This is a genomic window from Kribbella sindirgiensis (assembly GCF_004331435.1).
In the GTDB taxonomy this organism is placed as follows: domain Bacteria; phylum Actinomycetota; class Actinomycetes; order Propionibacteriales; family Kribbellaceae; genus Kribbella; species Kribbella sindirgiensis.
The window spans coordinates 71,860-85,297 of sequence record NZ_SJKA01000003.1 but is presented as its reverse complement, the minus strand read 5'-3'; the positions used below and the strand labels follow the sequence as shown (position 1 = coordinate 85,297).

Annotated in this window: 13 protein-coding genes; 8 read left to right on the top strand and 5 right to left on the bottom strand. The window is 67.6% G+C overall.

Features of this window, described 5'->3' with window-relative positions; all coding sequences use genetic code 11:
- Window positions 1-2: 2 nt before the first annotated feature.
- Both E0H50_RS08825 and E0H50_RS08820 read left to right on the top strand, forming a co-directional pair.
- The gene (locus E0H50_RS08825) at window positions 3-452 is read left to right on the top strand and encodes a MarR family winged helix-turn-helix transcriptional regulator (protein WP_131286141.1); all 450 of its coding nucleotides are present in this window, start codon (window positions 3-5) and stop codon (window positions 450-452) included.
- Complete coding sequence (locus E0H50_RS08820; protein ID WP_131286140.1) at window positions 449-1,774, top strand: MFS transporter; 1,326 nt, start codon at window positions 449-451, stop codon at window positions 1,772-1,774. The genes E0H50_RS08825 and E0H50_RS08820 overlap by 4 nt, the downstream gene beginning before the upstream one ends.
- 161 nt (window positions 1,775-1,935) lie before the next feature.
- On the opposite strand, the gene E0H50_RS08810 is transcribed toward E0H50_RS08820, so the two are convergent.
- On the bottom strand, window positions 1,936-2,601 hold the full coding sequence (locus tag E0H50_RS08810) for a DUF4429 domain-containing protein (protein WP_131286139.1): 666 nt from the start codon (window positions 2,599-2,601) through the stop codon (window positions 1,936-1,938).
- A gap of 54 nt (window positions 2,602-2,655) precedes the next feature.
- On the opposite strand from E0H50_RS08810, the gene E0H50_RS08805 reads away from it, so the two are divergent.
- Complete coding sequence (locus tag E0H50_RS08805) at window positions 2,656-4,059, top strand: mycothione reductase (RefSeq protein ID WP_131286138.1); 1,404 nt, start codon at window positions 2,656-2,658, stop codon at window positions 4,057-4,059.
- On the opposite strand, the gene E0H50_RS08800 is transcribed toward E0H50_RS08805, so the two are convergent.
- Entirely contained in the window at window positions 4,042-5,487 is a 1,446-nt protein-coding gene (locus E0H50_RS08800; protein WP_238150851.1) for an LLM class flavin-dependent oxidoreductase, read from the bottom strand. The genes E0H50_RS08805 and E0H50_RS08800 overlap by 18 nt on opposite strands.
- A gap of 33 nt (window positions 5,488-5,520) precedes the next feature.
- Between E0H50_RS08800 and thpR the strand changes: the two genes are divergently transcribed.
- From thpR to E0H50_RS08775, 5 genes are read left to right on the top strand one after another with little or no spacing between them, the layout of a single operon-like run.
- Window positions 5,521-6,084 carry an RNA 2',3'-cyclic phosphodiesterase gene (gene thpR, locus E0H50_RS08795; RefSeq protein WP_131286136.1) on the top strand — a complete coding sequence of 188 codons (564 nt, stop codon included), beginning with the start codon at window positions 5,521-5,523 and terminating at the stop codon, window positions 6,082-6,084.
- A 45-nt stretch (window positions 6,085-6,129) separates the two neighbouring features.
- Entirely contained in the window at window positions 6,130-6,978 is an 849-nt protein-coding gene (gene efeU, locus E0H50_RS08790; RefSeq protein ID WP_131286135.1) for an iron uptake transporter permease EfeU, read from the top strand.
- Between the two features lie 16 nt (window positions 6,979-6,994).
- Window positions 6,995-8,134 carry an iron uptake system protein EfeO gene (efeO, locus tag E0H50_RS08785; protein ID WP_131286134.1) on the top strand — a complete coding sequence of 380 codons (1,140 nt, stop codon included), beginning with the start codon at window positions 6,995-6,997 and terminating at the stop codon, window positions 8,132-8,134.
- Window positions 8,131-9,381: an iron uptake transporter deferrochelatase/peroxidase subunit gene (efeB, locus tag E0H50_RS08780; protein ID WP_131286133.1), complete on the top strand. Its 1,251-nt coding sequence runs from the start codon at window positions 8,131-8,133 to the stop codon at window positions 9,379-9,381. The genes efeO and efeB overlap by 4 nt, the downstream gene beginning before the upstream one ends.
- A gap of 25 nt (window positions 9,382-9,406) precedes the next feature.
- A complete protein-coding gene (locus E0H50_RS08775) occupies window positions 9,407-10,294 on the top strand; it encodes a hypothetical protein (protein ID WP_131286132.1) in 888 nt (295 codons plus the stop codon).
- Window positions 10,295-10,297: 3 nt separating this feature from the next.
- Here E0H50_RS08775 and E0H50_RS08770 read toward each other — a convergent pair whose 3' ends face one another.
- Genes E0H50_RS08770 through E0H50_RS08760 form a run of 3 tightly spaced genes read right to left on the bottom strand, consistent with a single transcriptional unit; the run spans window position 10,298 to window position 13,426 of the window.
- Window positions 10,298-11,137: a carbohydrate ABC transporter permease gene (locus E0H50_RS08770; RefSeq protein ID WP_131286131.1), complete on the bottom strand. Its 840-nt coding sequence runs from the start codon at window positions 11,135-11,137 to the stop codon at window positions 10,298-10,300.
- Window positions 11,130-12,110 carry a carbohydrate ABC transporter permease gene (locus tag E0H50_RS08765; protein ID WP_131286130.1) on the bottom strand — a complete coding sequence of 327 codons (981 nt, stop codon included), beginning with the start codon at window positions 12,108-12,110 and terminating at the stop codon, window positions 11,130-11,132. The genes E0H50_RS08770 and E0H50_RS08765 overlap by 8 nt, the downstream gene beginning before the upstream one ends.
- Entirely contained in the window at window positions 12,110-13,426 is a 1,317-nt protein-coding gene (locus E0H50_RS08760; RefSeq protein ID WP_131286129.1) for an ABC transporter substrate-binding protein, read from the bottom strand. The genes E0H50_RS08765 and E0H50_RS08760 overlap by 1 nt, the downstream gene beginning before the upstream one ends.
- Between the last annotated feature and the right edge of the window lie 12 nt (window positions 13,427-13,438).

The following is a 13,438-nucleotide window of genomic DNA, read 5'->3' as shown; positions in this document are numbered from 1 at the left end:
ACATGCCCGAAGTCGTAGCGCAGCAGGTGAAGAGTGACGTCGGGCTGGCGAGTGCCCTGCGGTCGTCGACCCTGCGGCTGTCCCGGCAGATCCGCCGGCAGCGCGAGCCCGGTCACGACCTCACCGCGAACCAGCTCAGCGTGCTCGGCGCGCTGGCCAAGCACGAGGCGATGACGATCGGCGAGCTGGCCGCCCACGAGCAGGTGAAGCCGCCGTCGATGACGCGGATCGTGACGAACATGGAGGAGGCGGGTCTGCTGGTCCGCCGCCCGCATCCGACCGACAAGCGCCAGATCATGGTCGAGCTCACCGCCAAGGCCGACGAGCTGATCCTGGCGAACCGCCGCCGCCGCGATGAGTGGCTGCAGACCAAACTGAAGCAATTGACCCCCGAGGAGCGCGACATCCTGCGCAAGGCAGCACCTGTTCTCGAACGACTGGCGGCTCGATGAGCCCCACCTTCCGCGCGTTCAAGGTCCGGAACTTCCGGCTGTACGCCTCGGGCGCGATCGTCTCGAACGTCGGCACCTGGATGCAGCGGGTCGCCCAGGACTGGCTGGTCCTGGAGCTGACCCATTCCGGTACGGCGCTCGGGATCGTCACCGGCCTGCAGTTCCTGCCCGCGCTCCTGCTCGGCCCGTACGCCGGTCTGATCGCGGACCGCTTCCCGAAGCGGACCGTGCTGACGGTCACCCAGATCGCGATGGCCACTGTCGCGCTGACCCTCGGCGGACTGACGATCGCCGGTGTCGTGCAGACGTGGCACGTGTATCTGCTGGCCCTCCTGTTCGGTGTCGGTACGGCGTTCGACGCCCCGACCCGGCAGGCGTTCGTGGTCGAGATGGTCGGCCGTGACGAGCTGTCGAACGCGGTCGGCCTGAACTCCGCGTCCTTCAACGCCGCCCGGCTGCTCGGCCCGGCGCTGGCCGGTCTGCTGATCAACTGGATCGGCACCGGTCCGGTGATCCTGATCAACGGGTTCACCTACTCCGCCGTGATCCTGTCGTTGCGGCTGATGCGGGTCTCCGAGCTGCACACGCCGAAACCCGCGGCCCGGGACAAGGGCATGATCCGGGACGGGATGCGTTACCTGTGGCGCCGGCCGGATCTGATGATGGTGCTGGTGGCGGTGTTCTTCGCGGGCACCTTCGGACTGAACTTCCAGCTGACGTCGGCGCTAATGGCGACAAGCGTGTTCCACAAGGGCGCGGGGGAGTACGGCATCCTCGGTTCGGTGCTCGCGATCGGCTCGCTGTCCGGCGCGTTGCTCGCGGCCCGGCGGGTCCGGATCCGCGCGCGGCTGGTGATCGGTGCGGCGGTGGCGTTCGGTCTGCTCGAGATCGTGAGCGCGCTGATGCCGACGTACCTGACCTTCGCGCTGGTGCTGCCTCTGGTCGGGCTGACCTCGCTGACCATGCTGACCTCGGCGAACGCAACGATGCAGTTGAGCATCGAGCCGACGATGCGCGGCCGGGTGATGGCGCTGTACATGACGGTCCTGATGGGCGGTACGCCGATCGGGTCGCCGTTCATCGGCTGGATCGGCCAGGTGATGGGCGCCCGCTGGTCGCTGATCGCCGGCGGTGGGCTGACTGTGCTCGGCACGGTCGGCTCGGTGCTGTACTTCTCCCGCCGGCGCGGTCTCGCGATCCGTCCGCGGTTGCTCCCGCGCCCCCACCTCGAGGTCCTGCCCCAGACCGAACTACTCGGCGAGAAGGCAGTCGTCGACACACCCGACGTCCCGAAGAAGGACGTCGGTCACCAGGTCGCCTAGGGCGTGTCTCCCAATCCCACGCCTACTGCGGGGCACTCGGCACGGCATCTCGCCGCACGGGTGCAAAGGCCACGATGCTCCGCATCGAGACCTTCGCCCCCGCACGCCGAGCTACCGCACCGAGCACCTCCTCGCGACGGCGGGGGATTGGGAGACACGCCCTAGGGGCGGATGCGCGTCAGTAGGCGGGCGGCGAAGAACAGGGCGTCGGCTTCTGCTGCGCGCCGGGTGAGCATTGCCGCGGGGTCGTGCTGGGGTTTCGGGCGTACGCCGGATGTCGCGGCCGTGGTGATCCGGAGGTGTCCCCGCGCGCCGAGACCGGCCGCCGGTGTCCATTCCACGTCGGCGATGTCCGCGAGCGGCACCGACCACGGGTCGCCGAGCGCCTTCTTCTTACGGCCCGCGGACCGGTGGTACTCGAACGTGAGCTGCCCGTTCGCCACCGTGAGCGTCGCGTCCCGCCCTTCGATCCGATCGGGCGCGGGCGGCGGCGCGACCAGCCACGCGGTGGAGGCCGTCGCCGGTACGTCGCGACGGACGAGGGCCTGGCCGATGTCACGGGCGATCTCCTCGGCGAGTGCACGGTCGACCCCCGGGAACTCGTAGAGCTCGACGGGCTGCGTCACGGACTGCAGCGGGTCGGCGCCGTCGCGGAGGACGAACTGCAGTCCTGCGTCGGTGACCTCGACGGCGCGCAGCGCCTCGATGGGCACGGTCCGCTCACCGAGACGAGTCCGTAAAGGCGTCCCGCCGTACCGGATCCGGAGAGTACCGATACCGTCCCAGACGACCGTGCCGTACGTGCTCGTCAGCTCACCACCTGCCACCTACCCCATCCTTCCTTAGTGGGCGGGTCTTGGCCGTAAGGGTCAGAATGGGGCGTGACCCATTACGACCTCGTGATCATCGGGACCGGCTCCGGTAACACCATCGTCAATCGGCGGTTCGCGGACCAGAAGGTGGCGATCGTCGAGCGCGGCACGTTCGGCGGCACCTGCCTGAACGTGGGGTGCATCCCGACCAAGATGTTCGTGCATGCCGCCGACGTGGCCGCGACGCCGTCGGTGAGTGCGCGGTACGGCGTCGACGAGCAGCTGCTCGGCGTCCGCTGGCGCGATGTCCGGGACCGGATCTTCGGCCGGATCGACCCGATCGCGGCCGGCGGCTCGGAGTACCGGCACCACAACCCGGACAACGCGAACGTCACCGTGTACGACGGGACCGGGCGGTTCACCGGGTTCAAGGAGCTGACGGTCGACGGCAAGGACGGGTCGACGAGCGTGTTCAGCGCGGACCGGTTCGTGATCGCGACCGGCAGCCGGCCGATCGTCCCGCCGATCCCGGGTCTCGAGGAGACCGGGTACCACACGTCGAACACGATCATGCGGCTCGAGGAACTACCGCGCCGGATCGCGATCATCGGCGGCGGGTTCGTCGCGGCCGAGTTCGCGCACGTGTTCGCGTCGTTCGGGGTCGAGGTGACGGTCATCGCCCGTTCGAACGGGCTGCTCCGGCTCGAGGACCGTGAGATCGGCGCGCGGTACACGGAGATCGCGCGGGAGAAGTACGACGTACGGCTCAACCACGAGACCGTGCGGGTCGCGCGCCGTGACGACGGCTCGATCCTGCTCGGGATGCTGCACCCGGGCGGTGCCGACGAGCTGATCGTCGACGAGCTCCTGGTCGCGGTCGGCCGGGAACCGAACTCGGACCTGCTGAACCTGGACGCCACCGGGGTGGACGTGGACCGCGAGGGTCGCGTGCTCGTCGACGCGTACCAGCAGACCAGTGCCGACGGCATCTACGCGCTCGGCGACGTGACGAACCCGCATCAGCTCAAGCACGTCGCGAACCACGAGGCCCGGGTGGTGAAGCACAACCTGCTCAACCCCGACGACCGGATCGAGGCCGACCACCGCTTCGTCCCGCACGCGGTGTTCAGCGCACCGCAGATCGCGTCCGTCGGCCTCACCGAGGAGCAGGCGCAGGAACGCGGAATCCCTTATGTGAAGGCGGTTCAGACGTACGCCGATATCGCGTACGGCTGGGCGATGGAGGACACCACCGGTTTCGCGAAGGTGCTCGCCGACCCGGAGAGCGGGCAGATCATCGGCTGCCACGTGATCGGCCCGCAGGCGCCGACCGTGATCCAGCCGGTGATCCAGGCGATGAGCTTCGGGCTGGACGCGTACACGATGGCCCGCGGCCAGTACTGGATCCACCCCGCGATGCCCGAGCTGATCGAGAACGCGCTGCTGAAGCTCGATCTACACCCGGAACGCTGAGATCACATCGGCGACCGTGTCGAGGGTGGTGAGGTCGGGGAGGCTGATCATCACCTCGGCCACCCCCGCCTCGGACAGCTCGCGGAACCGCCCGATCTGATCGTCGACGGTGCCTGCGTTCACGGAGGCGGCGTACTTCGCCGGGTTGACGTTCCGCGGGCGCAACCGCTGCACGAGCTCGTCGACCTGCCGGGAGTCCTTGCCTACAAGGGTTGTCGACAGGTGCGTCAGCTCGACCGGCCTGTCTCCCAGGTGGCCGGCTGCCTTCCGTACCGCGGCTGCGTCCCCGAAGACGTTCACCGCGTCGGCGTACCGTGCGGCCAGTCGCAGCGTCCGCGGGCCACTCCCACCGACGAGCACGGGCAGGTGGTCCTGCAGCGGTCGCGGATAACACGTGGTGTCGGGTACGTCGAGGATCTTGCCGTGGAACGGTTTGTTGCCTGGTCCCCATAAAATCGGCAGCATCTGCAAGGCGTCCTCGAGCAGCGCATAGCGTTCGCTCACCGGAGGAAACGGCCAGCCGTACGCCTTGTGCTCCGCCTCGAACCACGCGAGCCCGACCCCGCACACCGCTCGCCCACCACTCAACACATCCAGCGTCGCCGCGATCTTCCCGAGGTGGGCGACGTTGCGGTAGGTGATGCCGGAGACGAGCGTGCCGAGCCGGACCCGGGTCGTGCACGCGGCCAGGTACCCGAGCGTCGTCCAGCTCTCCAGGAAGTCCTCCCACGCCCGCCCCACCTGCGGGATCTGCCGGAAGTGATCCATCACGTAGATCGCGTCGAACCCCGCCGCCTCGGCCCGCTCCGCGACCTCACGAATCCACGCGGCCAGGCCTTCCCGACCGCCTGGGTACCTGCTCAACTGCAGCCCGAAACGCAACCCCACCGGAGCATCCGACTGCCGAGCCTGCGCCGCGGTCGACTCCACGAACGCATCCGGAACCACCCGCACCACAGTCGGCTCGAGTACGTCGTCGTACCCCTCCGTCGGCAGCTCCTTCTTCACCGACGTCCACGACCGCAGCTGGCTGGTCAGAGCGTCCGCGGGGATGCGTTTCGCCGTACGCTCCCGATTCCGCCGCCGGCATTCCTCGGCAGGCGTGTCGAACGCCACCGCGACACAGGCCATGCCCGCCTCGCGAGCGAGCTCGAGCCACCGCAGCCGCTTCTCTTTGTCCAGTCCCAGCGTGTCGATGACGGTGGTCAGCCGGCGCCCGATGCGCTGCCGCACCACCACGTCCAGCAGCGCGAAAGCGTCCGTACTGGCCGTGATGTCGTCCTCGCCCGCCCCGACCAGCGCCCGGAGCCGATCACTCGACACCACCAGCTCGACCCCGAAATGCTCCGCCGCCCACGTCGACTTCCCGGACGCCCCCGGCCCCACAAGGATCACCACACACGGCGACGGCAGCTTCAACTCGGCCACAAAAGCAGTTTCCACCACAGATACGATTTTCGGATGCGATTGTTCGTGGCCGTAGTGCCACCTCTCGAGGTAGTGGAGGATCTGAGCGAGTTCGTGGAGCCGCGCCGGGACCATCCGGACGACGACATCCGGTGGGCGGCGGACGAGCACTGGCATCTCACGCTGGCGTTTCTCGGCGAGGTGCCGGACTGGAAGACCGAGGAGCTCGAGGAGCGGCTGGAGCTCGCCGCCCAGCGCCAGAAACCGTTCGAGCTCCAGCTGACCGGAGCAGGCGCGTTCCCCGGCGTGCCGGACGCGCGAGTGCTGTACGCCGGAGTTCGCGACGACACCGAGTCGCTCAAGCACCTGGCGATGACCACCCGGGCGGCAGCGAGTCGCGCCGGAGTGACGGTGGAAGGAAGGAAATTCACCCCGCACCTGACCTTGGCGCGGTTGCGGCGACCGGTCGACGTCACCAAGTGGGTCAGGGTTTTCGACACCTACGAGAGCCCTGCCTGGACGGCGGGCAGCCTGCAGTTGATCGAGTCCCGGCTGGGTGAAGGACCGGGCCACAGTGCGGCGTACATCACGGTAGGCGAATGGGATTTCTTAGGTTAACCTCAGGAAGGTTAGCCGTACCTAATGCTATGAGAGAGTCCCGCCATGCTCGCGAACTACCTGATCGGACTCCGTGAAGGACTCGAGGCCTCGCTGGTCGTCAGCATCCTCGCCACCTTCCTGGTCAAGTCGGGGCATCGCGATCGACTCAAACTGGTCTGGATCGGTGTCGCCGCGGCGCTTGCCGTGGCGGTCGCCGCCTGGGGTCTGCTCCAGTTCGTCACCGCGCTGACCGCGAAGTCGTTCACCACACAGGAGACCGTCGGCGGGGTGATGTCGATCCTCGCGGTCGGTTTCGTCACCTGGATGATCTTCTGGATGCGCAAGGCCTCCCGCAGTATCGCCAAGGAACTGCGCGAGCGGATGGGCCAGGCCCTCGAGATCGGGTCCCGCGCCGTCGTCATCCTGGCGTTCCTCGCGGTCTTCCGGGAGAGCATCGAGACGGCGTTCATCGTGTACGCGTCGGCCGCCACCGCGACCACCGCCGTACCGTTCGTCGGCGTCCTGCTCGGGCTCGCGACCGCCGTACTGCTCGGCTTCGCGATCTACAAGGGCGCCGTGAAGATCAACCTGGCCGTGTTCTTCAAGTGGACCGGCGCGGTGCTGATCCTGGTCGCGGCCGGTATCTTCGCGTACGGCTTCCACGACCTGCAGGAAGCGAACATCCTGCCCGGTCTGAACACGCTGGCCTTCGACATCTCCCACGTGATCCCGCCCGACAGCTGGTACGGCGTACTGCTGAAGGGCATCTTCAACTTCAACCCGGCCCCGACCGTGGTGGAGGCGATCGCGTGGGTCGTCTACCTCGTCCCGGTGATGGTGCTCTATTTCCTTCCGGTGAAGAGTTCCACACCGCCCGCCGTCACGACGACGACCGCCACCAAAGCGGCCTGAAATCCCCAGGAGAACCATGCGCAGGACTCTGGCCCGTCGGGCCTCCATCGTCGGGGTCGTCATCGGCCTCGCCGCGCTCACCGCGTGTGCGGACGACGAACCGGCCGCGAAGGACGACGGCACCGGCCCGGTGTCGGTCAAGGCGTCCGACTCGGGCTGTGAGCTGAGCCGTCGCGACGTGAAGTCCGGCACCAGCACGTTCTCGGTGACGAACGGCGGCAGCAAGGTCACCGAGTTCTACGTGTACGCCGACGGCGACCGGGTGATGGGCGAGGTCGAGAACATCGGCCCGGGCCTGAAGCGGGACCTGATCGTCGAGCTGCCGACCGGCAAGTACCAGGCGGTCTGCAAGCCCGGCATGGTCGGCGACGGGATCCGGGGCGACCTCACCGTGACCGGCGACGCGCCCGCGCAGATCGACACGGACACCGCGCTGAAGCAGGCGACCGAGAGCTACCAGCGGTACGTGAACTCGCAGGCGGTCGCGTTGGAGCAGAAGACCACCGAGTTCGTGACCGCGGTGAAGGCCGGCGACGTCGCGAAGGCGAAGGAGCTGTTCCCGGTGTCGCGGACCTACTGGGAGCGGATCGAGCCGGTCGCGGAGTCGTTCGGTGATCTGGACCCGAAGATCGACGCCCGCGTCAACGACGTCGAGCCGGGCACCGAGTGGACCGGGTACCACCGGATCGAGCAGGCGCTCTGGGTCTCCAACTCGACCAAGGGCATGGAGAAGTACGCCGACCTGCTGCTGACCGATGTGAAGACGGTCGTCGCGAAGGCGAAGGTCGTGAAGCTGACGCCGCTGCAGCTGGCGAACGGCGCGAAGGAACTGCTCGACGAGGTCGCGACCGGCAAGGTCACCGGCGAGGAGGACCGCTACTCGCACACCGACCTGTGGGACTTCGAGGCGAACGTCGAGGGCTCGCAGGCCGCCATCCAGGCGCTCCGCCCGGCCCTGCAGAAGCGCGACGCGGCCCTTGTCACCCAGCTGGACACTCAGTTCAAGGCTGTCTTCGCGGCCCTGGACAAGTACCGCGACGGCGACGGCTTCAAGCCGTACACCGCAACCGAGGCCGAGAAGAAGGCGCTCGGCGCGGTGGTCGACGGGCTGGCCGAGCCGGTCAGCAAGGTCGCCGGGGTGCTGGCGAAGAAATGAGCGAACGTAAGGGACTTTCGCGGCGCGGGTTGTTCGGGGCGGCGGGTGCTGCTGTTGCTACCGGGGTTGCTGGGTATGCGGCGCATTCGGCGTTGTCCACCGAGCCGTCGCAGGCCGCGGACAACAACGGGCCTGTTGAGTTTCACGGGCCGCACCAGGCCGGGATCACCACGCCGGTGCAGGACCGGCTGCACTTCGCCGCGTTCGACGTGACGACGACGAAGCGGGACGAACTGATCGCGCTCCTGAAGGAGTGGACCGCCGCCGCCGCGCTGCTCACGGCGGGGCGGGACATCGGTCAGTACGGCGCCGTGAACGGACCGGGCGAGGCGCCCCCGGAGGACACCGGTGAAGCGGTCGGCCTGCCCCCGGCGCGGCTGACGATCACCGTCGGCTTCGGTCCGTCGTTGTTCGACAAGCGGTTCGGGCTCGCGGCGAAGCGTCCTCAGGCGCTCGTCGACCTGCCGCACTTCATCGGCGACGACCTCGACCCGGCGCGGTCCGGCGGGGACATCGCCGTACAGGCCTGTTCCGACGACCCGCAGGTCGCCGTACATGCCATCCGGAACCTGGCGCGGATCGGGTTCGGGCGGGTCGCCGTACGGTACTCGCAGCTCGGATTCGGCCGGACGTCGTCGACGTCGCGGGCGCAGGCGACGCCGCGGAACCTGTTCGGGTTCAAGGACGGGACCAACAACCTCAAGCTCGAGGAAGCCGACAAACTCGAGCAGCAGCTCTGGGTGCAGCCCGAGGACGGCCCCGAGTGGATGGTCGGCGGCGCGTACCTGGTGTCGCGGCGGATCCGGATGAACATCGAGATCTGGGACCGTACGTCGCTCGGCGAGCAGGAGACGATCATCGGCCGCGGGAAGGGCACCGGCGCCCCGCTGGGCAAGGCGGACGAGTTCGACGCGATCGACTTCACCGCGAAGAACTCCGACGGCGACCCGAAGATGCCGATGGACTCGCACGTGCGGCTCGCGCACCCGCAGTTCAACAACGGCGCCGAACTGCTCCGCCGGGGCTACAACTTCGTCGACGGTTCGGACGGCCTCGGCCGCCTGGACGCGGGCCTGTTCTTCCTGGCCTACCAACGCGACCCGCGCAAGCAGTTCATCCCCGTCCAGAACCAACTGGCCAAGAGCGACACGCTGAACGAGTACATCCACCACGTCGGCTCCGGCATCTTCGCCTGCCCCGCCGGCGTGACCCCCGGCTCATACTGGGGCGAAAAACTCTTCAGCTGAACCGGGCGGTCCCTATATTGTGGCCGTGAGCAACCAGCAGGGCGGGTACCCGGGGCAGCAGCCTCCGCAGCAGCCGCCGTACGGTCAGCAGCAGTACGGCCCGCAGTACGGCCAGCAGTACGTCGGTTACCCGCCGCCTCCACCTCCGCCGCGGAAGGTGGGTCCGATCGTGGTGGCGATCGTCGGTGCGTTGATGCTCATCGGCGCCGGTGTCTTCGTGGTCACCCGGTTCACCGGCGGCTCGGACGATGCCGCTGACGGTACGACCCAGCCGGTCGCGCCGTCGACGAAGCCCACGCTCCGTCCGGCGAGCGAGGCCCCGACCCAGCAACCGACCACCGGCGGCAGCCCGACCACCGGCGAGAGCCCGGCCAAGCCGACCGCACAGCCGGCCACCCAGCCGCCTGCGCAGCCGACCAAATTGCCGGCCGGATGCAACGGCTGCCTCCCGGGTGCCACAGTCAGCTCGCTCGTCACGGCGTTCAAGTCCAAGGGCTACGTCTGCAAGCTGGACCGCCGATGGGAATGCAACAAGGGCACCGTCGACGTGTACATCAGCCCCGACTACTCGAAGAAGAAGTACCCCGAGTCCATCGACGTGAGCGGCAGCGGCAGCGCCAAGGTCCAGAACTGCCCGCAGTGCGTCAAGGCCGCGGTCGCGTCGCTGAAGCAAGGCCTGCCGGGAGCGCTGGCGATCTTCGTCCCGGACGCGTCGATCCGGCAGCAGATCGTCACGTTCGCGTTGCAGGGAGCCGGCATCCCCGCCTCCGGACCGAGCTCGGCCCGAGACGCCAAGGTCGGTGCGTACCGGCTGTCCACCCAGGGCTACAGCGGCGCGACCGTTGGCAAGAACGGCAAGTACGCCACCTTCTACTCGACCTCGGTATCCATCAGCGGCATCTCCGAGTACTGACCGCTACTTGACGGCTCCCGCGGTGACGCCGGCTACGAAGTGGCGTTGGGCCAGGAGGAAGCCGATGACGACGGGGATGCTGACCACCAGGGCGGCGGCCATGATCTGGTTCCAGTAGATGTTGGTTTGGGTCGAGTACTGGCGAAGGCCGACGGACAACGTGCGGTTGGCCTCCGTCGTCATCACCGACGCGAACAGGACCTCGCCCCACGCGGTCATGAACGAGTAGATCGCGACCGCGATCACACCGGGCCGTGCCGCGGGCAGTACGACCCGCCAGAGCGCGCCCATCGGACCGCAACCGTCCACCAGCGCGGCCTCGTCCAGCTCGCGCGGGATGCTGTCGAAGTACCCGGCCAGCATCCAGATCGAGAACGGCAGGCTGAACGTCAGATAGGTGATGATCAGCCCGAGCCGCGTCCCGACCAGCTGCAGCCCGAACTGGTTGTTGATGTTCACGAAGATCAGGAACAACGGCAGCAGGAACAGCACACCCGGGAACATCTGCGTCGACAGCACCGTGGTGGTGAAGACCGTCCGCCCGCGGAACCTGAACCGCGACACCGCGAACGCGGCCAGGATCGCGATCGCCACCGAGAACACCGTCGCCGCCACCGACACGACCGTCGAGTTCACGAAGTACCGGGCCAGCGGCACCGTCTTCCACATGTCCACGAACGGCGCCAGCGTCAGGTTCGACGGCCACCAGGAGAACGCGCCCTGCACGTCCTTGAGCGGTTTCAGCGACGACGTCACCATCACGTACAGCGGGACCAGGACGAACAGTCCGAGCACTGTGAGGGTGACACCGCGGTAGATCTTGAACCCTCTGGTCTCACGCACGACGCGACCTCCTTCCGGTGACGAGCAGATACGCGCCGGTGACGATCATCAGGAAGATCAGCAGCAGCACGGACATCGCCGCCCCGGTGCCGAAGTTCCAGGTCAGGAACGACGCGTTGTAGATGTGGAACGTGATCAGGTCGCCGGCCGGCGGTTGCGCCGTACCGAACAGCACGTACGGCGTGTTGAAGTCGCTGAACGTCCACAGGAACAGCACCAGTACGAGGACCAGGTTCACCGGGCGCAGCGACGGGAGCGTGATGTTGCGCCACTGCCGGATGTTGCCGGCGCCGTCCACCGACGCGGCCTCGTACAGGTCCCGCGGGATGCTCTGCATACCGGCCATCAAGGTCAGGAACGCGAACGTCCACAGCTTCCAGCCGGCCACCGTGATCAGCGAGATCAGCGCGTTGCCGCCGATCAGCCAGAACGTCTTCCCGTCGGTCAGGTGCAGCTGGTCCAGGACGTGGTTCACCGCGCCGGTGTCGCGCTGGAGCATGAAGTTCCAGGTCAGGATTCCGGCGTACGCCGGGAGCGCGTACGGCACCAGGAACAGGGTGCGGACGATGCCCCGGCCGCGGAACTCCGGCTGCAGGGCGACCGCGGCGGCCATCCCGAGCACCCACGAGAACGCGACCGTGACGAGCGAGAAGACGACCGTGACGCCGAAGGACTTCAGCAGCCCCTGCCCGACGGCGTTGTTGAAGTCGAGCGCGACCTTGTAGTTGCCGAGCCCGACCCCGGGTGCGGAGGACCAGTTCGCGATGAAGAACTTGGTGAGCTTGACGAAACTCATCCAGATCCCGACCAGCATCGGAATGATGTGGATGAACAACTCGAGCAACACCGCCGGGGCCAGCAGCGCATAAGGCAACCACCGATTGAGCCCGGGCCGCTGCTCCAGGCCGCGCTTGGACTTGGGCTTCGCCGGCCGCGAGGCGGCCGGCGAAGCTTGCTCTGTTGCGAGAGACATCAGCTACTTGCCGCCACCTGGTCCTCGGCGGTCTTCAGGGCTGCCTTTACGTCGTCGGCGGTCACCGTGCCGCCGGTCGCGATCTTGGCGAACATCGCGTTCATCGCCTTGCCGACGGTGCTCTCGAACTGGTCCTCGGCCGGCACCAGCGGCAGCGGCTTGGACTTGGTGTTGTAGACGTCCTGGAACGTCGCCGCCTCGGCAGCGTCAGTGGTGAACACCGGCTTCGCGTCCTTCAGCACCGGCAGCGAGGAGAACGGCTTGCCCAGCGTCGTCTGGGTCTGCGCGTCGGTCATGTACTTCACGAACTTCAGCGCAGCGTCCTTGTGCTTGGTGTTCTTGAAGATCGACAGGTTGATCCCCGCCACGTGGCTGGCCACCTGCTCGCCACCGGCCGGAGCCGGGAACGGTACGACGCCGTACTCGCCGGCCTTCATGCCGTTGGCAACGATCGAGGAGTCGGCGTTGTTCTGGTTGATGACCATCGCGACCTTCTTGGTGGCGAAGTCGTTCACCGACTTGGTGCCGTTGTCGTACTGCGCGTTCGACGGGTTCGCGACCTTGTCCTTCTGCATCAGGTCGAGGTACCGCAGTACGCCCTGCACGTTGCCGTCACCGGTGAAGGTCGGCTTGCCGTCGCCGTTGAACCAGTCGGCCTTGTTCTGCGCGGCGTTGATGAACGCGAAGTGCACGTTCTCGGTGTAGCTGCCGGCCGCCAGCGCCATACCCCACTGGTTCTTCGCCGGGTTGGTCAGCTTCTTGGCCGCGGCGACCATCTCTTCCCAGGTCTTCGGCGGCTGCAGCCCGGCCGCGGCGAACATCGCCTTGTTGTAGTACAGGCCGTAGGCCAGACCGTAGAGCGGGACCGAGGTCGGGTCGGTGCCTTCCTTGCCGCCGGTCGCCAGAGCCGTCGGCACGAACTTGTCCTTGCCCCCGATCGCGGTCATCGCGTCGCCGTCGAACGGCAGGAACGCGTCGGTGGCCTGCAGCGAGGCCGCCCAGGTGTTGCCGATGTTGACCACGTCCGGCGCCTGACCCGAGGTGATCGCGGTCTGGATCCGGGTCTGCAGGTCGTTCCAGCCGATCACCTCGAGGTTCACCTTGATCCCGGTCTCCTGGGTGAACTTCTGCAGGACCGGGGTCAGGACCTCCTTGTCGTTGTCGAGGCTGGTGCCCTGGTTGCTGGCCCAGTAGGTCAGCGTCTGGTCACCGGTGCTGCCGCCGGAGGAATCGTCCTTGTCGCCGCCACCACAGGCGGCGAGGCTGATTCCCATGGCGGTCGCCGCAACCGCGGCTACAAGCGAACGCAGTCTCACGTCGGACTCCCT